The organism is Bacillus amyloliquefaciens DSM 7 = ATCC 23350 (genome assembly GCF_000196735.1).
GTDB lineage: Bacteria > Bacillota > Bacilli > Bacillales > Bacillaceae > Bacillus > Bacillus amyloliquefaciens.
In genome coordinates this window covers 3,827,339-3,851,815 of sequence record NC_014551.1, presented here as the reverse complement: position 1 = coordinate 3,851,815, position 24,477 = coordinate 3,827,339, and the positions used below count along the sequence as shown (strand labels likewise).

General features: G+C 47.7%; 23 protein-coding genes. 17 read left to right on the top strand and 6 right to left on the bottom strand.

Annotated elements, in window-relative coordinates:
• The first annotated feature begins 188 nt into the window (after positions 1 to 188).
• Complete coding sequence (gene htpG, locus BAMF_RS39765) at positions 189 to 2,069, top strand: molecular chaperone HtpG (RefSeq protein ID WP_041481685.1); 1,881 nt, start codon at positions 189 to 191, stop codon at positions 2,067 to 2,069.
• Between the two features lie 42 nt (positions 2,070 to 2,111).
• Here htpG and BAMF_RS39760 read toward each other — a convergent pair whose 3' ends face one another.
• The 3 genes from BAMF_RS39760 to BAMF_RS39750 form a co-directional block, all read right to left on the bottom strand.
• Entirely contained in the window at positions 2,112 to 3,500 is a 1,389-nt protein-coding gene (locus BAMF_RS39760) for a sugar porter family MFS transporter (RefSeq protein WP_013354164.1), read from the bottom strand.
• A 116-nt stretch (positions 3,501 to 3,616) separates the two neighbouring features.
• Positions 3,617 to 4,549 carry an aldo/keto reductase gene (locus BAMF_RS39755; RefSeq protein ID WP_013354163.1) on the bottom strand — a complete coding sequence of 311 codons (933 nt, stop codon included), beginning with the start codon at positions 4,547 to 4,549 and terminating at the stop codon, positions 3,617 to 3,619.
• A 76-nt stretch (positions 4,550 to 4,625) separates the two neighbouring features.
• Entirely contained in the window at positions 4,626 to 5,381 is a 756-nt protein-coding gene (locus tag BAMF_RS39750; RefSeq protein ID WP_004393223.1) for a DeoR/GlpR family DNA-binding transcription regulator, read from the bottom strand.
• 444 nt (positions 5,382 to 5,825) lie between these two features.
• Between BAMF_RS39750 and iolA the strand changes: the two genes are divergently transcribed.
• The 15 genes from iolA to BAMF_RS39675 all read left to right on the top strand — a co-directional run bounded on the left by iolA (position 5,826) and on the right by BAMF_RS39675 (position 21,991).
• A complete protein-coding gene (gene iolA / locus BAMF_RS39745; protein ID WP_013354162.1) occupies positions 5,826 to 7,289 on the top strand; it encodes a methylmalonate-semialdehyde dehydrogenase in 1,464 nt (487 codons plus the stop codon).
• A 73-nt stretch (positions 7,290 to 7,362) separates the two neighbouring features.
• Positions 7,363 to 8,178, top strand: a complete 816-nt coding sequence (gene iolB / locus BAMF_RS39740) for a 5-deoxy-glucuronate isomerase (RefSeq protein WP_013354161.1) — start codon at positions 7,363 to 7,365, stop codon at positions 8,176 to 8,178.
• Between the two features lie 23 nt (positions 8,179 to 8,201).
• Positions 8,202 to 9,194 (top strand): 5-dehydro-2-deoxygluconokinase, encoded by a 993-nt coding sequence (gene iolC, locus BAMF_RS39735; protein ID WP_013354160.1) that lies wholly within the window; start codon positions 8,202 to 8,204, stop codon positions 9,192 to 9,194.
• Positions 9,195 to 9,217: 23 nt separating this feature from the next.
• On the top strand, positions 9,218 to 11,128 hold the full coding sequence (iolD, locus tag BAMF_RS39730; protein WP_013354159.1) for a 3D-(3,5/4)-trihydroxycyclohexane-1,2-dione acylhydrolase (decyclizing): 1,911 nt from the start codon (positions 9,218 to 9,220) through the stop codon (positions 11,126 to 11,128).
• Between the two features lie 15 nt (positions 11,129 to 11,143).
• The gene (gene iolE / locus BAMF_RS39725; RefSeq protein WP_013354158.1) at positions 11,144 to 12,040 is read left to right on the top strand and encodes a myo-inosose-2 dehydratase; all 897 of its coding nucleotides are present in this window, start codon (positions 11,144 to 11,146) and stop codon (positions 12,038 to 12,040) included.
• 12 nt (positions 12,041 to 12,052) lie between these two features.
• Positions 12,053 to 13,348, top strand: a complete 1,296-nt coding sequence (locus BAMF_RS39720) for an MFS transporter (protein ID WP_013354157.1) — start codon at positions 12,053 to 12,055, stop codon at positions 13,346 to 13,348.
• A 22-nt stretch (positions 13,349 to 13,370) separates the two neighbouring features.
• Entirely contained in the window at positions 13,371 to 14,405 is a 1,035-nt protein-coding gene (iolG, locus tag BAMF_RS39715) for a bifunctional inositol 2-dehydrogenase/D-chiro-inositol 1-dehydrogenase (protein ID WP_013354156.1), read from the top strand.
• 19 nt (positions 14,406 to 14,424) lie between these two features.
• The gene (locus BAMF_RS39710; RefSeq protein ID WP_013354155.1) at positions 14,425 to 15,294 is read left to right on the top strand and encodes a sugar phosphate isomerase/epimerase family protein; all 870 of its coding nucleotides are present in this window, start codon (positions 14,425 to 14,427) and stop codon (positions 15,292 to 15,294) included.
• An 86-nt stretch (positions 15,295 to 15,380) separates the two neighbouring features.
• On the top strand, positions 15,381 to 16,223 hold the full coding sequence (iolI, locus tag BAMF_RS39705) for a 2-keto-myo-inositol isomerase (protein ID WP_013354154.1): 843 nt from the start codon (positions 15,381 to 15,383) through the stop codon (positions 16,221 to 16,223).
• A gap of 2 nt (positions 16,224 to 16,225) precedes the next feature.
• Complete coding sequence (gene fba, locus BAMF_RS39700) at positions 16,226 to 17,098, top strand: class II fructose-1,6-bisphosphate aldolase (RefSeq protein ID WP_013354153.1); 873 nt, start codon at positions 16,226 to 16,228, stop codon at positions 17,096 to 17,098.
• A 107-nt stretch (positions 17,099 to 17,205) separates the two neighbouring features.
• Positions 17,206 to 17,895 carry a two-component system response regulator YxdJ gene (gene yxdJ / locus BAMF_RS39695; RefSeq protein ID WP_013354152.1) on the top strand — a complete coding sequence of 230 codons (690 nt, stop codon included), beginning with the start codon at positions 17,206 to 17,208 and terminating at the stop codon, positions 17,893 to 17,895.
• Complete coding sequence (gene yxdK, locus BAMF_RS39690; protein ID WP_013354151.1) at positions 17,892 to 18,869, top strand: two-component system sensor histidine kinase YxdK; 978 nt, start codon at positions 17,892 to 17,894, stop codon at positions 18,867 to 18,869. The genes yxdJ and yxdK overlap by 4 nt, the downstream gene beginning before the upstream one ends.
• A 144-nt stretch (positions 18,870 to 19,013) precedes the next feature.
• Positions 19,014 to 19,787, top strand: a complete 774-nt coding sequence (gene yxdL, locus BAMF_RS39685; RefSeq protein WP_013354150.1) for an ABC transporter ATP-binding protein YxdL — start codon at positions 19,014 to 19,016, stop codon at positions 19,785 to 19,787.
• On the top strand, positions 19,762 to 21,630 hold the full coding sequence (yxdM, locus tag BAMF_RS39680; RefSeq protein WP_013354149.1) for an ABC transporter permease YxdM: 1,869 nt from the start codon (positions 19,762 to 19,764) through the stop codon (positions 21,628 to 21,630). Before yxdL ends, yxdM begins: the two co-directional genes overlap by 26 nt.
• Before the next feature lie 13 nt (positions 21,631 to 21,643).
• Positions 21,644 to 21,991, top strand: a complete 348-nt coding sequence (locus tag BAMF_RS39675; RefSeq protein WP_013354148.1) for a YxeA family protein — start codon at positions 21,644 to 21,646, stop codon at positions 21,989 to 21,991.
• Between the two features lie 40 nt (positions 21,992 to 22,031).
• On the opposite strand, the gene BAMF_RS39670 is transcribed toward BAMF_RS39675, so the two are convergent.
• Positions 22,032 to 22,994, bottom strand: a complete 963-nt coding sequence (locus BAMF_RS39670) for an iron-hydroxamate ABC transporter substrate-binding protein (protein WP_013354147.1) — start codon at positions 22,992 to 22,994, stop codon at positions 22,032 to 22,034.
• 126 nt (positions 22,995 to 23,120) lie between these two features.
• Between BAMF_RS39670 and BAMF_RS39665 the strand changes: the two genes are divergently transcribed.
• Positions 23,121 to 23,513, top strand: a complete 393-nt coding sequence (locus BAMF_RS39665) for a hypothetical protein (RefSeq protein ID WP_013354146.1) — start codon at positions 23,121 to 23,123, stop codon at positions 23,511 to 23,513.
• 51 nt (positions 23,514 to 23,564) lie between these two features.
• Here the strand turns inward: BAMF_RS39665 and BAMF_RS39660 are convergent, their stop codons facing one another.
• Together BAMF_RS39660 and BAMF_RS39655 are read right to left on the bottom strand one after the other, a co-directional pair.
• Positions 23,565 to 23,927, bottom strand: coding sequence for a hypothetical protein (locus tag BAMF_RS39660; RefSeq protein WP_014471248.1), 363 nt, complete (start codon positions 23,925 to 23,927; stop codon positions 23,565 to 23,567).
• A 161-nt stretch (positions 23,928 to 24,088) separates the two neighbouring features.
• Positions 24,089 to 24,469, bottom strand: coding sequence for a hypothetical protein (locus BAMF_RS39655; protein WP_013354144.1), 381 nt, complete (start codon positions 24,467 to 24,469; stop codon positions 24,089 to 24,091).
• Positions 24,470 to 24,477: the final 8 nt, after the last annotated feature.

Here is a 24,477-nt window from a genome sequence, read left to right as displayed (position 1 = left end):
TGTGAAGGAGTAAACATAGAACCGGGTGATTAAAAACAAACCAATTATTGTGTTTTATGTTAAATTATTAATATGGAGACTCAGCCGACAATCATATTGCAATAGATTGACAGAAGTCATTGAATATGATAAATAGATGCTGAAAAGATTTTACATAACATCAAAGCATAATTAAAGGAGAGATCTGAATTGCGGAAAAAAAGTTTAAAGCAGAATCCAAGCGTTTGCTGGACATGATGATTAACTCCATTTACACGCAGAAGGAAATTTTTCTCAGAGAGTTAATTTCCAACGCGAGCGATGCGATTGACAAAATCTATTACAAGGCGTTAACCGATGATTCGTTAACATTTGATCAAGACAATTACTACATAAAAGTGACGGCGGATAAAGAAGCAAGAACCCTCACTGTCACAGATACCGGTATCGGAATGACAAAAGACGAGCTTGAACAGCATCTCGGAACGATTGCGAAAAGCGGTTCACTCGCTTTCAAGGAAGAAAACGACGCGAAAGACGGCCATGACATTATCGGTCAGTTCGGCGTCGGATTTTATGCGGCGTTTATGGTGGCTGATAAAGTCACGGTGAAAAGTAAGGCGCTCGGCAGTGACGAGGCGTATGTATGGGAGTCGGAAGGGGCTGCCGGCTACACGGTCGCGCCGTGTGACAAGGAAACCGTCGGAACCGAAATCACCCTGAAAATAAAAGAAAACACAGAAGATGAAAGCTATGATGAGTTTTTAGAAAACTACCGCATCAAAGCGATCGTGAAAAAGTACTCCGACTTTATCCGCTACCCGATCAAAATGGAAGAGACGGTCAACAAGCCGAAAGAGGGCAGCGAGAACGAGTTTGAAGAGGTTCAGGAAGAACAGACGGTCAACAGCATGGTGCCGATCTGGAGAAAAAACAAAAGCGAGCTGACGGATGAAGATTACGAGGCTTTTTACGCCGAGAAGCATTACGGCTTTGATAAACCGCTGACTCACGTGCATATCAGCGTAGACGGAGCGGTGCGCTACAATTCGATTTTGTTTATTCCGGAAAACATGCCGTTTGACTATTATACGAAGGAATTCGAAAAAGGATTGGAGCTGTATTCCAACGGCGTGCTGATCATGAACAAATGCGCCGACCTGCTTCCGGACCATTTCAGCTTTGTAAAAGGCATGGTCGATTCTGAGGATCTGTCGCTGAACATTTCCAGAGAAATGCTGCAGCATGACCGCCAGCTGAAGCTGATTGCGAAAAATATCAATAAAAAAATCAAAGCTGAGCTGAAGAGCCTGCTGAAGAACAAAAGGGAAAAATACGAATCTTTCTATGAATCTTTCGGCAGACAGCTGAAATTCGGCGTCTATAATGATTTCGGCGCGAATAAAGACGTATTAAAAGACCTGCTTCTCTTCTATTCATCTAAGGAGAAAAAACTCGTCACACTGGATGAATATGTGTCCAGAATGCCTGAGGATCAAAAATATATCTATTACGCGTCCGGCGATTCATATGAGCGGATTGAAAAGCTGCCGCAAACTGAAATGGTGGCGGACAAAGGCTACGAAATTTTATATTTCACGGAAGATATTGATGAATTCGCGATCAAAATGCTGACAAGCTACGAGGAAAAAGAGTTCAAATCCGTATCAAGCGCGGACTTAGGCATCGACGCTGATGAAGATGAAAAGCAGACCGAGGCCGAAGAAAACGAATATAAAGACCTGTTCGAAAGCATGAAAGAGATTCTTGCGGATAAAGTGAAGAACGTCAGAGCATCGAAGCGCTTAAAATCCCATCCGGTATGCTTTGCGACAGACGGCGAAGTGACGATCGAAATGGAGAAAGTGTTAAACGCCATGCCTGACAGCCAGCAGGTCAAAGCGGAAAAAGTGCTGGAAATCAACCCGAATCACGAAGTGTTTGAGACGTTAAAGAACGCGCACGGACAAGATCGGGAAAAGCTTGCATTATACACAAACCTTCTCTACAATCAGGCCCTTCTGATTGAAGGGCTGCCGATCCACGATCCGGTAGAGTTTACGAATGATATTTGCAAAGTCATGGTATGACGCCAAAAAGGAATCGCCCATCGGGGGCGATTCCTTTTTTGATTACAGCGTGCGCTGTTTAAGAATTTGATTTTGTTTGCTGCGCTTCTTTAAGGAGAAACGTTTTTTCAAGTGCGTTTCGATTTCTTCTAAACTTCTGCCCTTCGTTTCCGGAACGATGTAAGCGGCGAAGAAGAAGGATGTAAGGCAGATGACTGAGAAAATTCCGAATACCCAGCCGATGCCCATCGCGCTCAGCATAAGCGGGAATATCAGTGAAACGACCAGATTGGTTGCCGACAGAATCAATGTCGTAAATCCAGTTGCGGCTCCGCGTGCATTTGACGGGAACAGCTCCGGCATCAGGACCCATACGACGGGACCCCATGTCGCCTGGTAAAAGACGATATAGATTCCGAGAAACAGGACGGTCAGCCAAGCTGTTGAAGCTGACAGGCCGGCGAGAAGGAGAATGGCTGATAGTGACGCCAGGCTCAAGGTGATGCCGACACTTCCCCACATCAGCAGTTTTTTCCGGCCGATCCGGTCAATTAAGATCATGGCGGTGATACACATGATGACGTTTAAGACACCGATGCCCATCGTGCCGAGAACGGACGCCGAAGTGCCGAGTCCGGCCTTCGTAAAGATGGTCGGCGCATAGTAAATTACCGTGTTGATACCGACCGCCTGCTGGAAGATGGCAAGGCCGATTCCGATCAGCAGCATAGGACGGATCCATTTTGCTTTCAGCAAGCCGAGTGTCGATTCTTTTTTCTCGGCTTCTCCTTGTTTCATCTCCGCCAATTCAACGGCGATATCCTCTTTGTCGTGCGTCATTTCCATGACTTTTCTGGCTTCCTGTTCACGGCCGCGTTTGACGAGCCATCTCGGAGATTCCGGCATAAACGCGATTCCGATTAATAATAGCGCCGCCGGTACTGCGGCGAGACCTACCATCCAGCGCCAAGCTTCAAATGGGGTGAATATGTAATTCACAATATATGCGAGTAAAATTCCGGTCACAATCATTAAGTTATTCAATGTGCCGAGCGTTCCGCGTATTTTCGTCGGAGCCATCTCAGAAAGATAAACGGGAACAAGCGCCGTTGAACCGCCGACGGCTAACCCGAGAATGACACGGGAGATGATCAGCATAGTGACGGTTTGCGAAGCCGCGCAGGCAAGCGCACCGAAAATAAATATGAGTGAAAGGACGAAAACGACTTTTCTCCTGCCCCATCGGTCAGAGCATGTCCCGCTTAACGCGGACCCGAAAATCGCACCGAGCAGCAGCATGCTGACGACCAATCCCTCAGTCAGCGTGTTCAAAGGAATATCTTTGTTGATAAATAGCAAAGCCCCTGAAATCACGCCGGTGTCATAACCGTAAAGCAGCCCACCTAATGCTCCGAAAAAGTAAATCAGGTATTTTTTGGTGTTTTTCTTCACAGATGATCCTCCTCATCTTTTGGAACGCATAATAGTTTATTTAGATAACTATTTCATTCCCCTGTGAAAAAAAATATAAACATAAAAAAACACGCCCTTTAAAAGGCGTGTTTTTCTTATGAAAACAGCTTGTCGATAAACGCGATTTCTTCAGCAGAAAGCGTAATGGAGGCTGCTTTCATGTTGTCTTTTAGTTGATCCGCGCGTTTGGCGCCCGGAATCAGGATGTCGATTTCAGGTCTCGCCAAATACCTGGCAAGCACGATATGCGCCGTGTCAGCATTGTGCTTTTCGGCAATCGGTTTGAGCTGGTTGACTTTTTTGATGTTTTCTTTAAACTGCTCCCCTTGGAAATGAGTCTGATCATTACGCAGATCGCCTTCAGGGAAGGTTGTGTTCTCGTCGTATTTGCCGGCCAGCAGTCCGGAAACGAGCGGGAAGTACGGAATGAATGAAATATTGTGTTCTGTCGTATAAGGGAAGAACGTCTTTTCAGCCTCACGGTTCAGCAGGTTGTATTCCCCTTGAATCACATCGACTAAGCCGTCTTTATTGGCTTCTTTCAGCTGCTCCAGAGAGAAATTGGAGACGCCGATGGAACGGATTTTCCCTTCTTTTTTCAGCTCATTCAAGGCTTGCACGGCTTCGTCCTTCGGAGTGTCCTCATCCGGGAAATGGATGTAGAATAAATCAATGTAATCAGTCTGCAGGCGTTTCAGGCTGTCTTCGACTGATTGTTTCAAAAAGGCCAGTGAGTTGTCGAAAACGAAGTCATCGCCTTCTTTCCTGTGCGCGGCTTTTGTGGCGATGAAGACATCCTCACGGTTAAACTCTTTCAGCACCTCGCCGATTAATTCTTCAGAACGGCCCACACCGTAAATATAGGCGGTATCTAACATGGTAACGCCGCTTTTAATCGCTTCACGAACCAATTCTTTTCCCGTTTCTTCATTCAGATTCGGATAGAGATTGTGCCCGCCGACCGCATTTGTTCCCAAACCGATCGGAAATACCTTTAAGTCAGTTTTGCCGATTGTTACTTTGCTCATGTTTTCGCCTCCTGAAACAATAGAATATCTAGCGCCTGCCGGAAAATGACGGCAGCGTACTCTATTAACTATAACGCTATGCCAAGTGAATGTCGATTTGGTGCTCTTGGCAATACTTCGTATATTCCTCATCAAGCTGCTGAGAAGTGACGATGCTGTGAAGACGGTCGAAAGGCGCGTATGTCAGAAGCGTGGATTTGCCGAATTTAGAATGATCCGCGAGCAGATACACTTCGTTCGCCTTTTCAGAAATTTTCTTTTTCACCTCGTATTCCAGTAAGTCGGAATTCGTCAGGCCATGTGTGATCGTTGTCCCGGTAGCGGACATGAACGCTTTGTTAATGTTGTATTTATTGAGTGTGCTCGGATCATCAATGCCGACAAACGACCTTGTCTTCCGCTTGTAGTTATTGCCGATGATGATCAGGTCGATATTTTTCATGGATGAAGCGGCGTTAATAATATCAAGACTGTTCGTCAAAACCGTCACATTCTTATCGGGGTCAAGGGTCTCCAGCATCGATTTGGTCGTCGTGCCGGAATCAATAAACACAAGATCGTGATCCTCGATAAACCGTGACGCATAGCGGGCGATTTTGATTTTTTCATCCTGATGTTGAATAGTGCGGTTTTCAAAAGGGACGAGCACAGATTTTTCGGCTGATGTCACACCGCCGTATACCTTTTTAATAACCCCTTTTTCCGCAAGCTTATTAATATCCCGTCTGACCGTGTTTTTAGAGACGTTGAATACCTCGCACAGCTCATCCAGCGAAGTGGCTCCGTGTTTGAGAATGTATTCTTCCATCTCCTGAATCCGCATCAGTTTCATAAAAAAACTCCTTCTAGAATTCTTAAAGTAATTAAAATATATAATAAACACCAAGAGTTAATCAATAGTTACTTAACAAATGATAAAAAAGATGGATCATCCCGTACGATTCGACATCGTTCTCCAAGTTCCTGTTTCCCGGCTCAAAAAAAGTATAATAAAAATAATGAAAAAATTTTGATTTTTTAGATTGACTTGAAGGTGTGTTGGGCTTACAATGTAACCAAGAAATGACCAAAATATAACCTGTAAAATCAAAAGTGAAAGGTGTAACCGCTTGCTTTTTCCGGTACATGACCAACTTTTACACGGGAAGATTGGGAATCACCATCATTTTAGCATTTGTAAGCGTTTAATTCATGTCTTTTGTATGTAAAAGATGAATATATTCATCCGTTATCACCCGGCTGAACAGGATGTTTACTATTTAAGGAGGCAATGAGAATGGCAGAGATCAGAAAACTGAAAAACTACATCAATGGTGAATGGGTTGAAAGTAAGACAGATCAATATGAAGACGTTGTCAATCCGGCTACAAAAGAAGTGATGTGCCAAGTTCCGATTTCTACGCGGGAGGATGTGGAATACGCCGTCCGGTCAGCGTCGGAAGCGTTTAAAACATGGTCAAAGACGGCAGTGCCGCGCCGTGCGAGAATTCTATTTAACTATCAGCAGCTTCTCCAGCAGAACAAAGAAGAGCTTGCCCGTCTGATCACTTTGGAAAACGGTAAAAACACGACAGAAGCACTCGGCGAAGTGGGACGCGGAATTGAAAACGTTGAATTCGCAGCGGGCGCGCCGTCACTCATGATGGGCGATTCACTCGCCTCTATCGCAACGGATGTAGAAGCGGCGAACTACCGTTATCCGATCGGGGTCGTCGGCGGTATCGCACCGTTCAACTTCCCGATGATGGTTCCGTGCTGGATGTTCCCGATGGCGATTTCTTTAGGAAATACGTTCATTCTGAAGCCGTCTGAGCGCACGCCGCTGTTAACGGAAAAACTGGCAGAGCTGTTTGAACAGGCCGGGCTGCCAAAAGGCGTCTTCAATGTCGTGCACGGCGCGCATGATGTGGTAAACGGCATTCTTGAGCATCCTGATATTAAAGCCATCTCATTCGTCGGTTCAAAACCTGTCGGCGAGTATGTCTTCAAAAAAGGGAGCGAACATCTGAAGCGCGTTCAGGCGTTAACGGGTGCGAAAAACCATACGATCGTGCTGAATGACGCCCATCTTGAAGATACGGTCACAAATATTATCGGTACGGCATTCGGTTCTGCTGGCGAGCGATGCATGGCATGTGCGGTTGTGACGGTTGAAGAGGGAATCGCCGATGAGTTTATGGCGAAATTGCAGGAAAAGGCCGCAGACATCAAGCTCGGAAACGGACTGGATGACGGCGTGTTCTTAGGCCCGGTCATCCGCGAGGACAACAAAAAGCGCACGCACAGCTATATTGAAAAAGGCATCGAGGAAGGAGCGAGACTCCTTTGTGACGGCCGTGAAAACGTAACGGAAGACGGCTATTTCGTCGGACCGACGATTTTTGATAACGTGACGACGGATATGACGATCTGGAAAGATGAAATTTTTGCGCCCGTTCTGTCGGTCATCCGCGTGAAAAACCTAAAAGAAGCGGTTGACATCGCCAACCAGTCTGAATTTGCGAACGGCGCGTGCCTGTTCACTTCAAATGCGAACGCAATCCGCTACTTCCGTGAGAATATAGATGCGGGAATGCTCGGCATCAATTTAGGCGTGCCGGCGCCGATGGCATTCTTCCCATTCTCGGGCTGGAAGTCTTCTTTCTTCGGCACATTGCACGCAAACGGAAAAGACAGCGTCGACTTCTATACACGCAAAAAAGTCGTGACGGCACGATACCCGTCTCCTGATTTCAATTGATCTGACAGCCGGCCCGGACGGCTTTGATATCACGTCCGGGTTTCCTTTTACCATCAATTAAGGAGGAATAAACATGAGTCATTTGCTGCGAAAACCGAAGGCCGATGAGATTTCTCAAGGCGTGAACATCATACATGAAGTCACTTCATCTAATTCAGACCTCAAATACGTCGGATTTAAAGTCGTCGACCTCGCTCCCGGCTCAACATATACAGAAGATTTGAAAAAGACGGAGTGCTGCATTGTTGCGGTAACGGGAAACATCACCGTCACTGATCATGAACAGACATTTGAAAGCATCGGCACCCGTGAAAGCGTATTTGAAAGAAAACCGACGGACAGCGTTTATGTGTCTAATGACCGCTCTTTTGAGATCACAGCTGTCAGCGGGGCGAGGGTTGCGCTGTGCTACTCTCCGTCCGAACACCAGCTTCCGACAAAGCTGATAAAAGCGGAAGACAACGGTGTGGAACATCGCGGCAAGCTGGCAAACAAACGAACCGTTCATAACATTCTCCCCGATTCAGATCCATCGGCAAACAGCCTTCTCGTTGTTGAAGTTTACACGGACAGCGGCAACTGGTCGAGCTACCCGCCGCACAAACATGACCAAGACAATCTGCCGGCTGAATCCTTCTTAGAAGAAACTTATTACCATGAAATGGACCCGCCGCAGGGTTTTGTCTTCCAGCGTGTATACACGGACGACCGTTCGATTGACGAGACGATGACCGCAGAAAATGAAAACGTTGTCATCGTGCCGGCGGGCTATCACCCGGTTGGTGTTCCGGATGGGTATACCTCTTACTACCTGAATGTAATGGCGGGACCGACACGCAAATGGAAGTTTCATAATGATCCGGCCCATGAGTGGATTCTGGAACGCTAACAAGTGAGGAGTGGCAGATAACGATGAAATATACGTTTAATGAAGAAAGAGAGTTTGATATTGTCGCGATCGGACGCGCGTGTATTGATTTGAACGCGGCGGAATACAATCGCCCGATGGAAGAAACGATGACGTTTTCTAAATATGTCGGCGGCTCTCCGGCAAATATTGCGATCGGCAGCGCCAAGCTTGGATTAAAAACCGGTTTTATCGGCAAAATCCCGGACGATCAGCACGGCAGATTCATCGTTTCCTATATGAAGGAAAAGGGCGTTGATACGTCACAAATGGTCGTTGACAGAGACGGGCATAAAGCCGGACTCGCTTTTACGGAAATTCTCAGTCCTGAAGAGTGCAGCATTCTCATGTACCGGGATGACGTGGCGGATTTGTATCTTGAGCCGTCCGAAGTCAATGAAGGCTATATCGCAAACGCGAAAATGCTGCTCGTTTCTGGGACGGCGCTTGCGAAAAGCCCGTCGCGCGAAGCCGTCTTAAAAGCGGTGCATACCGCAAAAAAACATGACGTAAAAGTCGTTTTTGAGCTCGACTATCGCCCGTATACATGGCAATCGGCAGAAGAAACAGCCGTGTACTACACGCTGGTGGCGGAACAATCCGATATCGTCATCGGGACGCGTGACGAATTTGACGTGATGGAGAACCGCAGCGGCGGAAATAACGATGAAACCGTCCGCCATTTGTTTGCGCATTCCGCTGACCTTATCGTCATCAAGCACGGCGTTGACGGATCATACGCATACAGCAGATCGGGAGAAATCTTCCGGGCGCATGCCTATCAAACAAAGGTGCTGAAGACGTTCGGAGCGGGTGATTCCTACGCGTCCGCCTTCATCTACGGACTTGTCAGCGGCCGGGATATTGAAACGGCATTAAAATACGGGAGCGCTTCCGCTTCCATCGTCGTCAGCAAACACAGCTCCTCAGAAGCAATGCCGGCTGCCGATGAAATCATCGAACTGATTGAAGCACAGCACAGTCTGAATGGTAAATAGAACGATAAAAGGTGGGATCGTTTGTGGGCAAGACAATTCGCTTAACGACAGCACAAGCGCTGATTAAATTTTTAAACCGGCAGTACATTCATATTGACGGAAAAGAAGAGCCGTTCGTTGAAGGCATCTTCACGATTTTCGGCCACGGAAATGTGTTGGGGATCGGGCAGGCGCTTGAGCAGGACGCCGGGCACCTGAAAGTCTATCAAGGCAAAAACGAACAAGGCATGGCGCATGCCGCGATGGCATACAGCAAGCAAATGCTGAGAAGAAAAATTTACGCGGTATCAACATCGGTCGGGCCGGGTGCCGCAAATTTGACGGCTGCCGCGGGCACGGCTCTGGCTAACAATATTCCGGTGCTGCTGCTTCCGGCCGATACCTTTGCGACGAGGCAGCCTGATCCGGTGCTTCAGCAGGTGGAGCAGGAATACAGTGCCGCCGTCACGACAAACGATGCGTTAAAGCCCGTGTCACGCTATTGGGACCGCATTACCCGCCCCGAGCAGCTGATGAGCAGCTTAATCCGGGCATTTGAAGTAATGACGGATCCGGCAAAAGCGGGTCCGGCGACAATCTGCATTTCTCAGGATGTAGAGGGAGAAGCGTATGATTTTGATGAAAGCTTCTTTGAAAAACGCGTTCATTATATTGATCGTATGCAGCCGAGCGAGCGTGAGCTGAAAGGCGCCGCGGAAAGAATTAAAGAGAGCAGCCGCCCCGTCATTTTAGTGGGCGGCGCGAAGTATTCCGGCGCGCGTGAGGAATTGATCGCGCTTTCTGAAACATACGGCATTCCTCTTGTGGAAACGCAGGCCGGTAAGTCAACGGTTGAAGCTGACTTCGCCAACAATCTGGGCGGCATGGGCATCACGGGCACACTTGCCGCAAACAAAGCCGCCCGCCAGGCTGATCTTATCATCGGTGTCGGTACACGGTACACGGACTTTGCGACATCCTCCAAAACGGCGTTTGATTTTGAAAAAGCAGCATTCTTGAATATCAATGTCAGCCGCATGCAGGCTTATAAGCTTGACGCGTTTCAGGTCGTAGCCGATGCGAAAGTGACGCTCGGCAGGCTGCACGGCTTATTGGACGGATATAAAAGCGCATTCGGCACGGCGATTAAAGACTGGAAGGATGAATGGCTGGCTGAACGGGACCGGCTCGGCAAAGTCACTTTTACACGTGACGCGTTCAAACCGGAAATTAAGAATCATTTTTCACAGGACGTGTTAAACGAGTATGCCGACGCGCTCAAGACTGAGCTGCCGCAAACAACGGCGCTTCTGACGATCAATGACACGATTCCTGAAGACAGTATCGTCATCAGTTCGGCGGGGTCTCTTCCGGGAGATTTGCAGCGTCTGTGGCATTCCAATGTCCCGAATACGTACCATCTGGAGTACGGCTATTCCTGCATGGGATATGAGGTATCAGGCACGCTCGGCCTCAAGCTGGCCCATCCGGACAAAGAAGTCTATTCACTCGTCGGCGACGGAAGTTTTCTGATGCTGCATTCAGAGCTGATTACGGCGCTTCAATATAACAAAAAAATCAATGTCCTGCTTTTTGATAACTCCGGATTCGGCTGTATCAACAACCTGCAAATGGATCACGGCAGCGGCAGTTATTTCTGTGAGTTCCGCACAGAGGACAATCAGATTTTAAACATTGATTACGCGAAGGTGGCAGAGGGATACGGCGCCAAAACATACAGAGCCAATACGGTTGAAGAGCTGAAAGCGGCGCTTGAAGATGCGAAAACGCAGGACGTATCCACGTTAATTGAGATGAAGGTTCTGCCGAAAACGATGACAGACGGCTATGACAGCTGGTGGCATGTCGGCGTGGCGGAAGTGTCTGAGCAGGAAAGCGTCCAACGGGCATACGAAGCGAAAGAGACGAAGCTGAAGTCTGCGAAGCAGTACTAGAGGGGAGGCATCACGATGGGCAAACAAGATATTCTGTGGGGCATCGCCCCCATTGGATGGCGCAATGACGATATGCCGGAAATCGGAGCCGGGAATACGCTTCAGCATTTGTTGAGCGATATTGTTGTCGCCGGCTTCCAAGGTACGGAAGTGGGAGGGTTTTTCCCTGAACCCTCCGTCCTGAATAAGGAGCTGGCTCTCCGGAACTTGCGGATTGCGGGAAAATGGTTCAGCAGCTTTATCATTCAAGACGGTATTGAAAAAACAGCCGAACAATTTACAGAACACTGTGATTATTTGAAAAAAGTCGGGGCTGATGTCGCCATCGTTTCTGAACAGACGTACAGTGTTCAGGGGTTGGACATTGATGTTTTTAAGAAAAAACCGCACTTCTCAGATGAAGAATGGGATACGCTTTGCCAAGGCCTGAACCGCCTTGGGAAAATCGCGGAAGAACACGGGCTTGACCTCACTTTTCATCATCATCTCGGCACAGGCGTTCAGACGGCGGGAGAAGTTGACCGGCTGATGGAAGGGACGGATCCCCGGTATGTCCATTTGCTTTATGATACAGGCCATGCTTATATCTCGGACGGAGATTACATGACGATTCTGAATAAGCATATGGAACGGATCAGACACGTTCATTTCAAGGATGCGCGGTTTGACATTATGGAGCTGTGCAGAAAGGAAGGCAAGTCATTCAGGCAGTCGTTTTTACAGGGCATTTTTACGGTTCCCGGAGACGGATGCATCGATTTCACCGAAGTGTACCGAACGCTCATCCGTCATGATTATTCAGGCTGGATCGTCATTGAAGCCGAACAAGACCCGGCAGTCGCCAATCCGCTTGAGTACGCGCTGATTGCGAGAAAGTATATCGACAAAGAACTGCTTGATCCTGCAAATTAGAGGGGGACTTATATGAATAGTGCCAAGGCGGAATCAGCTTTCAGCAAAAGGACCATCGCCGCAGCATTAGCAAATTACATTGATGCAGGTTCCATCGTGGCAGGGTCAGCGGGTTTATCCATGTGGGTCAGCTATTTGAAGCTGTCCGACAGCCAGATCGGATTGCTAGGCGCCTTCAGTGCAAACGCCATATCAGCGGCCATCGGAGCGCTGCTTGGCGGATATTTGGCTGATAAGGTCGGACGGAAAGCGGTCTATACAAACAGTATGCTCGTTTACGCCTTAGGAATTTGTTTGGTTTTGTTTGGATTCAACTTTCCTATGCTGTTATGCGGATACACGATTATCGGGATTTCTGTAGGCGCGGATATTACGGCGTCATGGACCATTATCGCGGAAAACGCCCCTGAGAAAAACCGGGCGAGGCATTGCGGGGTGGCGCAGGTGGCATGGGCCGCCGGAGCCGTTGTGGTCCTGCTGTTATCGGTCCTGGTTGGTGACCTTGGGCTTTTAGGAAATAAAATTGTTTTTGCGCATCTATTGGTGATCGCCCTTATCACATATACGCTAAGAAAGCGTTTACCTGAATCAGATGCCTGGAAAAACAGTGAAGACCGGCCTGCCGCCGTGAAAAAAACATCTTATTTTGACCTGCTTCAGCCGAAATTTTTTAAGAATATTTTGTTTTTAATGGGTGTGTTTCTCATATGGAATCTCGCCGCGGGAGTCATGGGATTCTTTATGCCGTACATCTATCAGCAGGTCGGCGGCGTATCCGCAAATACGGCTAACATTCTGCAGATGGCCCTGTTTATTTTCACCGGGCTCGGCGTCGCTTGTATCTTCATGCCTTTTGCGGATCAATATCGGAAAACGGTGTTCGGGATCTGCGCATTTATGGCTGTTGTCGGCTGGTCGCTGTTTTTACTGCCGTTTCAGGGGCTTCCGGTTCTGCTTTTGTTTGTCTTCGCGATCGGCATCAATAACGGAGCCGGCCAGCAGGCGAACTACCAGCTGTGGGCAAGCGAGCTGTTCCCGACGGAGCACAGGGCGTCGGCACAAGGGCTCATGTTCTTTCTGGTCCGTATTTCAATCGGAATTTGGAGTTTATTTGTGCCGGTTATCATGATACAGTTCGGCATCGGTGTTATGGCAGGTATTCTGCTCATATGCGTGACGGCCAGTATGGTCATCGGGCTTGTCTTCGCACCGAATACGTCCGGCAAGTCGCTTGAACAGATTCAGGAGGAACTGTACGGTGCTCCTCAGGACGGCAGCGAGAAAAGAAAGACGAGAACAATCATTTGATTATCAGAAGGAGTGGCGATCAATGAATTTACGTATAGGGGTTATCGGAACCGGTGCTATCGGAAAAGAGCACATCAACCGCATCACAAATAAGCTGTCCGGCGCGGAAATTACCGCTGTAACGGATGTGAATCAGGAGGCTGCACAGCAGACCGTTCAGGATTTCAATTTGAACGCCTCCGTTTATCCTGATGACGACAGCCTCCTCGCTGCTGAAAATGTGGACGCCGTCTTAGTGACAAGCTGGGGCCCGGCTCACGAGTCCAGCGTTTTGAAAGCGATTCAGCGCGGCAAATACGTTTTTTGTGAAAAGCCGCTCGCGACAACGGCAGAAGGCTGTATGCGCATCGTCGAAGAAGAAATGAAGACGGGACGCCGATTGGTGCAGGTAGGCTTCATGCGCAGATATGACAGCGGTTATGTTCAGCTGAAAGAAGCGATCGACAACCGTGTGGTCGGAGAGCCGCTGATGATTCACTGTGCGCACCGCAATCCGACGGTCGCGCCGAATTATTCAACAGACATGGCCGTTGTCGATACGCTCGTTCATGAAATCGATGTCCTTCACTGGCTCGTCAATGACGACTATGAATCCGTACAGGTCATCTATCCGAAGAAATCAAAAAATGCGCTGCCGCATCTGAAAGATCCGCAGATGGTCATTATTGAAACAAAAGGCGGTATCGTCATCAATGCCGAAATCTATGTGAACTGTAAATACGGCTACGATATTCAATGTGAAATCGTCGGAGAAGACGGCATCATCAAGCTTCCGGAACCATCCAGCATCAGCTTGAGAAAAGAAGGGACATTCAGCACCGATATTCTGATGGATTGGCAGCGCCGATTTGTGGCTGCGTATGATGTGGAAATTCAAGACTTCATTGATTCGATCCGGAAAAAAGGCGAAGTCAGCGGTCCGACGGCATGGGACGGTTACATCGCCGCCGTGACGACTGACGCGTGCGTAAAAGCTCAGGAATCCGGCCGGAAAGAGCCTGTGGCGCTCCAAGAGAAACCGGCATTCTATCAATCATTTACGACTGTGAATAAATAATAGATTGGGAGTGAAAGAAATGAAACTGGCCTTGGATCCATCCATGTACCGTGATGATTTAACGTTAGAAGAAATGGTCTATAAAACGGCGGAGCTCGGTTATGAATATATCGAACTGTCACCGCGTGAGGATTTTTGTCCTTTCTATAAATATCCGAAAGTCGATTCAGCAAAGATCAAACAATTGAAGCGCCTTTTAAAGGATACAGGCGTGAAGCTGTCCTCTCTCCTTCCGCTTTACCACTGGGCAGGCCCTGATGAAGACCGCCGCCAGGCAGCCGTGCGCAACTGGAAACGGGCGATCAAAATTGCGGTTGAACTTGAAGTGGATTTGATGAACAGCGAATTCAGCGGTTCAAAATATGATCCGTTAACTAGTGAAGAAAAATTTATCAAATCCATGGATGAGCTGCTGCCCGTCTTTGAAAAAGAAGGCGTCAAACTCAATCTGCAGGCCCACCCGTATGATTTTATCGAGACGCACAAAGGTGCGATGGATATGATCCGCGCGCTTGACAAGGATTGGATCAATCTTGTCTACTCGACTGCGCATACATTCTTCTACGATGACGGCAAAGGCGATATTGCGACCATGTTTGACGAAGCCGGCGACCGCCTCACACATGTTTTATTTGCAGATACCTATAATCATAAGGCGGCGCATGGCCTGCGCTACATCGTCAATCCGCCTGACGCGAAAGTAACGGTTCACCAGCATTTGGACATCGGTCAAGGCGAGGTGGATTTTGATACGATTTTCAAAAAGATGAGGGAGATGAAGTTCGACGGAATTGCGACGAATGCCGTTTTTGCTTGGGTCGGAGAAAGAGCGGATGAATCAAGCCGGTTCATGCTTAAGAAATTAAAAGAAGAATTAGGTATGGCGTAAGCTGAGTATGGAGTTCGGCGGGACGGGGCCAAAAAGCCCTTCAGCCGGACTCCCTTCATATCTAAAACGCGATGGGAGAGGCTGACATGAAACTTTGCTTTAATGAAGCGACAACGTTGGAGAATTCAAACCTGAAACAGGATTTAGAGCTGTGCGAAAAGCACGGCTATGATTATATTGAAATCCGCACAATGGATAAGCTGCCGGAATACTTAAAAGACCATTCACTGGCCGATCTGGCGGAATATTTTCAAACCCATCACATTAAGCCGCTTGCACTGAACGCATTGGTTTTCTTCAACAATCGTGATGAAAAGGGCTATCGGGAGATCATTTCAGAATTCAAAAGCATGATGGAAACCTGCAAAACACTTGGCGTGGAATATGTGGTGGCCGTACCGCTTGTGACAGAGCGGAAAATATTAAAAGAAGAGATCAAAAAGAGCAGCATCAAGGTGCTGACTGAGCTTTCTGATATCGCGGAGCCGTACGGCGTAAATATCGCCCTTGAATTTGTCGGCCACCCGCAATGCACGGTCAATACATTTGAACAGGCATATGACATCGTGGAGGCTGTCGGCCGGGATAATGTCGGGCTTGTGTTTGACAGCTTTCATTTCCACGCGATGGGCTCCAATATTGAGAGCCTGAAGCAGGCGGACGGAAAGAAAATTTTCATCTATCATATTGACGATACAGAAGATTTCCCGATCGGTTTTTTAACGGATGAAGACCGCGTCTGGCCGGGGCAGGGGGCAATTGACTTAGACGCCCATCTGTCAGCACTAAGAGAAATCGGATTCAATGATGTTGTCTCCGTAGAGCTGTTCAGACCTGAATATTATAAGCTGACCGCGGAGGAAACGATCAAAACGGCAAAAGAAACAACGGAAGCCGTCGTATCAAAATACTTCATGAAGGAGGCGTGAACATGGCTTTTGTCACCATGAAACATCTTCTTGCGGAAGCGAAACGGGAGCATTATGCAGTCGGCCAGTTTAATATAAACGGCCTGCAATGGACAAAAGCGATTCTGCAAGCGGCGCAAAAGGAGCAATCCCCGGTCATCGCCGCGGCATCTGATCGGCTGGTCGATTATTTAGGCGGCTTTAAAACGATTGCCGCCATGGTCAGCGCGTTAATGGAGGAAATGGCGATTACCGTTCCCGTCGTGCTTCATCTTGATCACGGAAGCAGTGCGGAACGCTGCAGACAGGCGATTGACGCCGGGTTCAGCTCAGTGATGATTGACGGCTCCCATGCGCCGATTGACGAGAATATCGCAATGACAAAAGAAGTCACCGATTATGCCGCAAAGCACGGCGTGTCAGTAGAAGCCGAAGTCGGCACGGTCGGCGGCATGGAAGACGGGCTGGTCGGCGGAGTCCGCTATGCTGATATCACGGAATGTGAGCGGATCGTCAAAGCAGCCAATATCGACGCGCTGGCCGCCGCCCTCGGCTCCGTACACGGCAAATATCAGGGTGAACCGAAACTCGGATTTAAGGAAATGGAGGAAATCTCCCGCATGACCGACATTCCTCTCGTTCTTCACGGAGCATCCGGAATTCCGCAGGATCAGATCCAAAAAGCCATCACGCTCGGCCACGCGAAGATCAATATCAATACGGAATGTATGGTAGCCTGGACAGACGAAACACGCCGCATGTTTCAGGAACAAAGCGATCTGTACGAACCGCGCAGCTATATGACCCCCGGCATCGAAGCCGTGGAAGAGACAGTGCGAAGCAAAATGAGAGAGTTCGGATCAGCCGGTAAAGCTGTAAAACAGCAGGTCGGCTGATGAGACCGGAAACCGCCGGAATGGCGGTTTTTTTGTGCGGTGTTGCGTCCGTACGCCTGAAACGATTATGATGATGGCAGCAGTGTAAGAAACGGGAGTGGTTCAGATTGAATAAAATCATGATTGTGGAAGACAGTGAAGACATTCGCGGACTATTGCGGAATTATCTTGAAAAATACGGATATCAAACCGTGGCGGCCGCGGATTTTACGGCTGTTCTTGATGTTTTTTTACAGGAAAAGCCTGATGTGGTGCTGCTTGATATCAATCTGCCGTCCTATGACGGCTATTATTGGTGCCGCCAGATCCGTCAGCACTCCACAAGCCCGATCATTTTTATTTCAGCCAGAAGCGGAGAAATGGATCAGGTGATGGCGATTGAAAACGGCGGAGATGATTATATCGAAAAACCGTTTTCCTATGATATTGTGCTGGCGAAAATCAAAAGCCAGATCCGCAGGGCGTACGGGGAGTACGCCGCAAAGCAGGGGGAGAAAGTGCTTGAATATGCCGGTGTGCAGCTCTTTGTGGAACGGTTTGAACTGCGCTTTCAGGATGAAAAAAGCGAGCTTTCTAAAAAAGAAAGCAAGCTCTTGGAAGTGCTGCTGGAGCGGGGAGAAAAGGTGACGGGAAGAGACCGGCTCATGGAAAAAACATGGGACACCGATATTTTCGTCGATGATAATACACTTAACGTGTATATCACGCGGCTCAGAAAAAAACTGCGGGAGCTGAATGCGCCTGTATCAATTGAATCGGTGCGGGGCGAAGGCTACCAGCTGAGGGCGCTGTCATGAAGCTGTTTCTCCGGTCTCATGCAGTGCTGATTCTGCTTTTTCTCCTTCAAGGGCTGTTTGTCTTCTTTTATTACTGGTTTGCGGGTCTTCATTCTTTCTCTCACCTGTTTTACATATTGGGCGTGCAGCTTCTTATTTTGGCGGGCTATCTTGCCTATCGCTGGTACAAAGACAGCGGTGTTTATCTTTGGCTCAGCTCGGGACAGGAAGGGACGGACATCCCGCATCTCGGTTCTTCAGAGTTTTGTTCAGAGCTGTATGAAAAGCAGATGGAGCTGATACGGCTGCAGCACCAGAAGCTCCATGAGACCGAAGCCAAGCTCGACGCGCGGGTGACGTATATGAATCAATGGGTGCACCAAGTAAAGACGCCGCTGTCGGTCATTAATTTAATCATTCAGGAAGAGGATGAACCCGTTTTTGAACAAATTAAAAAAGAAGTCCGGCAGATTGAATACGGGCTGGAGACGCTTTTATATTCATCAAGGCTTGATCTGTTTGAACGGGATTTTAAAATCGAAGCGGTTTCGTTATCCGAGCTTCTCCAATCAGTCATTCAAAGCTATAAACGATTTTTTATTCAATACCGCGTCTATCCGAAAATGAATATTCGCGATGATCATCAGATTTATACCGATGCAAAATGGCTCAAATTCGCGATCGGCCAAGTTGTCACAAATGCGGTTAAGTATTCGGCGGGCAAGAGTGACAGACTTGAGCTGAATGTCTTCCGCGATGAAGACAGGACGGTGCTTGAAGTCAAAGATTACGGTGTCGGCATTCCTTCACAGGACATCAAGCGGGTGTTTGATCCGTATTACACCGGCGAAAACGGGCGGCGTTTCCAAGAATCTACGGGAATCGGCCTCCATCTCGTCAAAGAAATTACGGGCAAGCTCAATCATACGGTGGACATCAGTTCGTCCCCGGGTGAAGGGACATCGGTTCGATTTTCATTTCTTACAAAAATGTAAGGCTGCGTTAAGAAAACAACATAGCTCATTCTGTTTCCCCTTGATAACATGGATTTACGTCAAGGGGATTTTTTGTGTTGAACGCCCCGACATTACATGAAAGCAGCTGAGATCAAGAAGAATAAAACCATAAGGAGGATTCTCATGGCGAATATGCTTGAAGTCAAACATATAAATAAAACCTATAAAGGACAAGTGTCCTATCAAGCCTTAAAACAAATTTCATTTTCAATAGAAGAAGGCGAATTCACGGCGGTGATGGGGCCGTCCGGCTCCGGCAAAACAACGCTTTTGAATATCATTTCAACAATCGACCGTCCGGATTCAGGCGATATCCTGATTCACGGAGAAAACCCGCATCGGCTGAAGCGGACAAAGCTCGCTCATTTCCGCCGCAAGCAGCTCGGATTTGTGTTTCAGGATTTCAACCTTCTGGACACACTGACAATCGGTGAAAATATCATGCTGCCGTTAACGCTTGAAAAAGAACCGCCGTCTGTAATGGAAGAAAAACTGCACGCCATCGCGGAAAAGCTCGGAATCGAAAACCTCCTCAGCAAACGGACGTTTGAAGTATCCGGAGGCCAGCGCCAGCGGGCCGCCATCGCAAGAGCGGTCATTCATAAGCCGTCACTCATTCTGGCTGATGAACCGACGGGAAACCTTGATTCCAAAGCGTCAAAAGACGTCATGGAAACGATGCAGAGCCTGAATCAGGATGATCATGTCACGGCTTTGATGGTGACCCACGACCCTGTTGCGGCAAGCTACTGCCGCCGCGTCATTTTTATAAAAGACGGCGAACTGTTTAATGAGATTTACCGCGGGGAAAACCGCCAAGTATTTTATGAACAAATTCTTGATGTGCTGTCTATGCTGGGGGGAAACGCAAATGACCTTTCTTCAGTTCGCTTATAACAACGTCACGAGAAACAAAAGGGCCTATCTTGCATTCTTTTTAAGCAGCGCCTTTTCCGTTTTGATTTTCTTTACCTTTGCGATGTTCCTGTTTCATCCGGCTTTAAAGGAAGGCTACTTGAATAACATTGCCAGAAAAGGCTTAACCGCCGCGGAATGGATGATCTTTGTTTTTTCTTTCTTATTTGTTCTGTATTCGGTTAATGCATTTTTGAAATCGAGAAATAAAGAATTCGGCATCCTGCTTATGCAGGGCATTACGCCGGGGCAGCTGAGAAAGCTCATTACTGCGGAAAATATGATCATCGGCGTCATGTCGATTGCGGCCGGCATTATCGGCGGCGTCATTTTTTCGAAAACGTTCTTTACGGTCGGCGCTTATATTTTAGAAATGGACGCGCTGCCCCTGTACATGCCTTGGAAAGCGCTCGGCATTACGGCCGGAGGATTTCTGCTTTTATTTTTCCTTTTATCGCAGTTCACGATCCTTTTTGTCAGATCAAATACGGTTATCAAATTAATAAAGGGCACTGATAAGGTCAAGCCGGAACCGAAGCCATCCGTGCTTCTGTCCTTATTCGGCATCGCCTGCCTGTGCGGCGGGTACGGCATGGTTCTTAAAGGAAATGTCCACGGTACAGAACCATTCATCATTTTACTGCTTACCGTTATCGGCACGTATTTCTTTTTCAGCCAAAGCAGCATCTGGATTCTGCGCGCGCTGAAGAAGTGGAAAGCCTTTTATCTGCGCGGGAAAAATGTCATTTGGGTTTCTGATCTGGTCTATCGTTTAAAAGACAACGCCCGCCTGTTCTTTATTGTCAGCATTATTTCCGCGGTTGCGTTTACGGCGACGGGCGTGCTCGCGATGTACAAAGCGACCGTCGGGGCGGAAGAGTCAGCCTATGAGATGGAGTATATTTCTTATAGCGACAACCCAAAAGAACAGACTCATTTGAAAGATATTGAGCATGAACTGAAATCACACGGCTTTGCGTATAAGAAAGATAAAATAGATGTTTCCTATATTCGCTATCAGGAAGGAGATACTGTTCCGCCTGTATACATGATCAGTAAATCGGACGTGTCAAAATACTTCCATGTCAAGCTGAACGGGCTGAAAAATGATGAGGCTGTCTATTTCCCGGGCACGTATGACCGCAATCTCAAAAACGTAGCCCCGGATCAGCTGAAGCTGCTGAACCAAAAAGGCGAGCCGTCTGACCAAAAACTGTCGGTAAAAGAAGTCAAAAAACCGCTGATTTCATTGAATGCCATCATCGCGGTGAACGATCAAACCTTTGATCAGTTCAAATCACTCGGTGATAAAGCGTCATTATACGGCTACAGCTATGATCATTGGAAAGACAGTCTTGAGTTCAGCCAATCCTTGAAAAATGAAATTTACGGCAACTATATCGACGTGCATTCTGATTTTGCGTCAAAAGCCGGAACCTACTATGATACGGTGCAGCTGCCGAGTCTGAGTTTATTCATCGGCCTGTTTATCGCGATCGTCTTCTTCGTCGCAGCAGCAAGCTTCTTATATTTCAGGCTGTTCACCGATTTGGATGAGGACCGGGAGCGCTACCGTTCACTGGCCAAAATCGGTCTGAGTGAGCGTGAAATGTCACAAAGCGTGACGATACAACTGGCGATTCTCTTCTTCTTTCCATTTGTCATTGCCGTCATGCATACGCTGTTTGCCTTGAGAACAATGGCTGTGGAAGGGTATTCCGATATAGCGGGACCGCTCAGTCTTACCATCGGAGGATTTTTCATTTTTCAGCTTCTGTTCTTCCTCGCGGTGCGGTCGAGCTATTTGAAAAAAATGAACAAGTAAGGGGAGTGCAAAGATGAAGAAAGCATTGGCAATCCTGGCCGTCGTGGCGGCCGCTGCCGTTATATACGGGCTTCTCTTTTTTCATAACGATGTTACAGACAGATTTAATCCGCTTATTCACCAGCAAGATGTCTATGTACAGATTGACCGAGATGGTAAACATCTTAGCCCGGGCGGTACTGAGTATACATTAGACGGATATAATGCGTCCGGAAAAAAAGAGGAAGTGACCTTTTTCGCCGGTAAAGAACTTCGGAAGAACGCGTATTTGAAGGTGAAGGCGAAAGGAAAGTATGTCGAGACCTGGGAAGAAGTCAGGTTTGAAGATATGCCGGACTCCGTACAGTCAAAATTAAAATGAATCATACAAAACGGCACAGTGTTATAACTGTGCCGTTTTCTTATTTTTTATTTTCTTCAGCCCGTTTGATCAGCATGTCGGTGATGATATCCATCTGTTTGCTGACGGCAATCGGGTCATACGGATAGAAGGTGTGATAGTCGTTGATAAAGACACGATTGTTCTTCACGGCGTCGAGATTTTTCCAAACGGATGACTCTTTAAGACGCTCAAACGTTTTGCTTTCTCCGTTCGGATTGTAATCGGTAATGAACATATAATCAGCCGCATATTGAGGGATGACCTCTTGAGAAATCTGTTTCATGGCACCCGATTTGATGATGTCTTTTTCAATTTTAGCCGGCGCTTTTAATCCGAGCGCGTTATAAACGGCCTGGCCGCCGCGGCCGGAATTGTCATTGAAAATCCAGATCTCGCCTTTGTCCGTCGTTTCATAAAGGCCGACTGTCGTATCTTTGCCGATCACATCTTTGAGCCGCTTTCGATCGGCTTCAGCTTTTTTGTTGAAGTCTGCCATAAAGCTTTTGGCTTTATCCTTCGCTCCGGTAATGTCACCGAATAGGCTGACCGTATCTTTCGTATTTTTTGCGGTGTTAAAAGGAATGACAATCGTTGGCGCGATTTTCGATAGTTTCTCGTATTGGTCATCCTTCATCAGTACGATTAAATCTGGCTTCAGCTGCATCACTTTCTCCACATTGACGGGATTGCCGACGTCCGTGATGTGTTTCAGCTGTGTTTTGATAAACGGATTTTTGAAAGCCCATGAGCCCGCCCCGACGACATTTGCGTCAACGGACAGCAGCTCACCCGCATAAAAGTCAGTGACGATCCGCTTCGGGTGTGCGGGTATATCAATATTTCCTTTTGCCGATTGATATGTACGCATGTCTGTCTTCTCTTTACCTGATGCTGATCCGCTGTTTTCCTTCGCGCCGCTGCAGGCGCTTAAGGCAAAAACGAGCAGAAGTGCCAGGCCGATCAGCCATGATTGTTTCTTCATCATGATCCCCCTCATTAAATGATAATGATTATCATTATTAATATAGCAGGAAGACCTCATTCCGTCTATGTTTTTTATAGAAAACCTTCCTTGATTATCCATGTTATAGTAGTAAAGGAGGGATGAATGTTGATTACGAAAAGAGGGAACTGGTGGGAAGTGCTGCACAGCTGGTGGCTGCTGCTGACTCTCGTACCATTTGCGCTCACCGCTTTCTTGGCCTTTTTCTATATCGGCTACCGGGCCAAGAACAAAAAATGGCTGAAATACGGTCTTATCTATTTTATTATTTTAGCAATTGCTTTTGTGCTGCCGAGCACACCCGGCGTGTATATCGTGCTGCCTTTATGGGTCATCTCCATCATCCACGGTCTGAAGGTGCGGGCGGCTTATTTGATACAGCTTGATGTGTTTAAACAAAATGTCGAAGCAAGAGCGTATGAAGCGGTAAGACATGAGGCGGAAGCAAAATTCGGCAGAAAGCCCGCTCATCGCATTGATCTGACAAAACAACGATAAAAACAAATGACAAAGCCGATATCCTTGCGCTTTGTCATTTGCATGATCGGGCTACTGCTGGTATGAATGCTGTTGGAACGGTGTGTGATGCTGGGTTTGCGGGAATGAAGAAACATTCGTGTTTGTCATCGGTGAAGGCATGTGTCCGCTTACGTCCTGCTGCAGCTGATTGCACACATTCACGATCTGCTGACATTTTTGAATGGCCATTTCATGCCCCTGAAGCGCTTGCTGAATGGTATGAACGGCATGCTGCTCATGGTTAAGCATCTGCTGAAGCATTTGAATATTTTGCTGTTCCTGCTGAAGCATTTGCTTGTACTGCTGGCTGCTTTGCTGTGTCTGCTGAATCAGCTGCTGTGCTGTCTGGCGGCATTGCTGGAGCTGATTTCCGCTGTATTGGTTTTGGTACATCATGAAAACCTCCTGGAATGATTGATTTTACATATTTATCATGTGAAAGAATGTGGGAGGCATTCATGCAAGCAGGGGATTCAAATATTTACCTGTTATGTACAGAGCGGAATACAAGGCTCGGGAATGGCCTGTCGAGCTTTGTATTCCGGCCCTTTTTCTCAGAAGCCGCCTTCTGTAGCGTGAAAAGGGATATTGAGTCTGTTTTCAACCGCGCGCAGGCGCTGATTCAAGCGGTTTAAGCGGCGGGAATGGATCTCAATTGCCTGGCTCAGCCGTCTGACCTGCTCGCTCATCCGTGTGATTTCCCGGTTTTGGCGCTGGTCTTCATTTGAGAGACGGGTGAGCTCTCTCGTTTGCTCAGCGTTTTGTCTTTCAAGCTGGGCGACTCTCCGTTCTAAAGCCGTCGGCTGCCGGTCTTCAGGCTGGTAGGGCGCATAATAAGCTTCCTGCTGATACGGCTCATACTCAACACGGTTCACTTCGAATTCCTGCTGCTGAGGGAAATAGGCAGGAGGGGTATAGTACTGATATGGGTTCATTCATCATT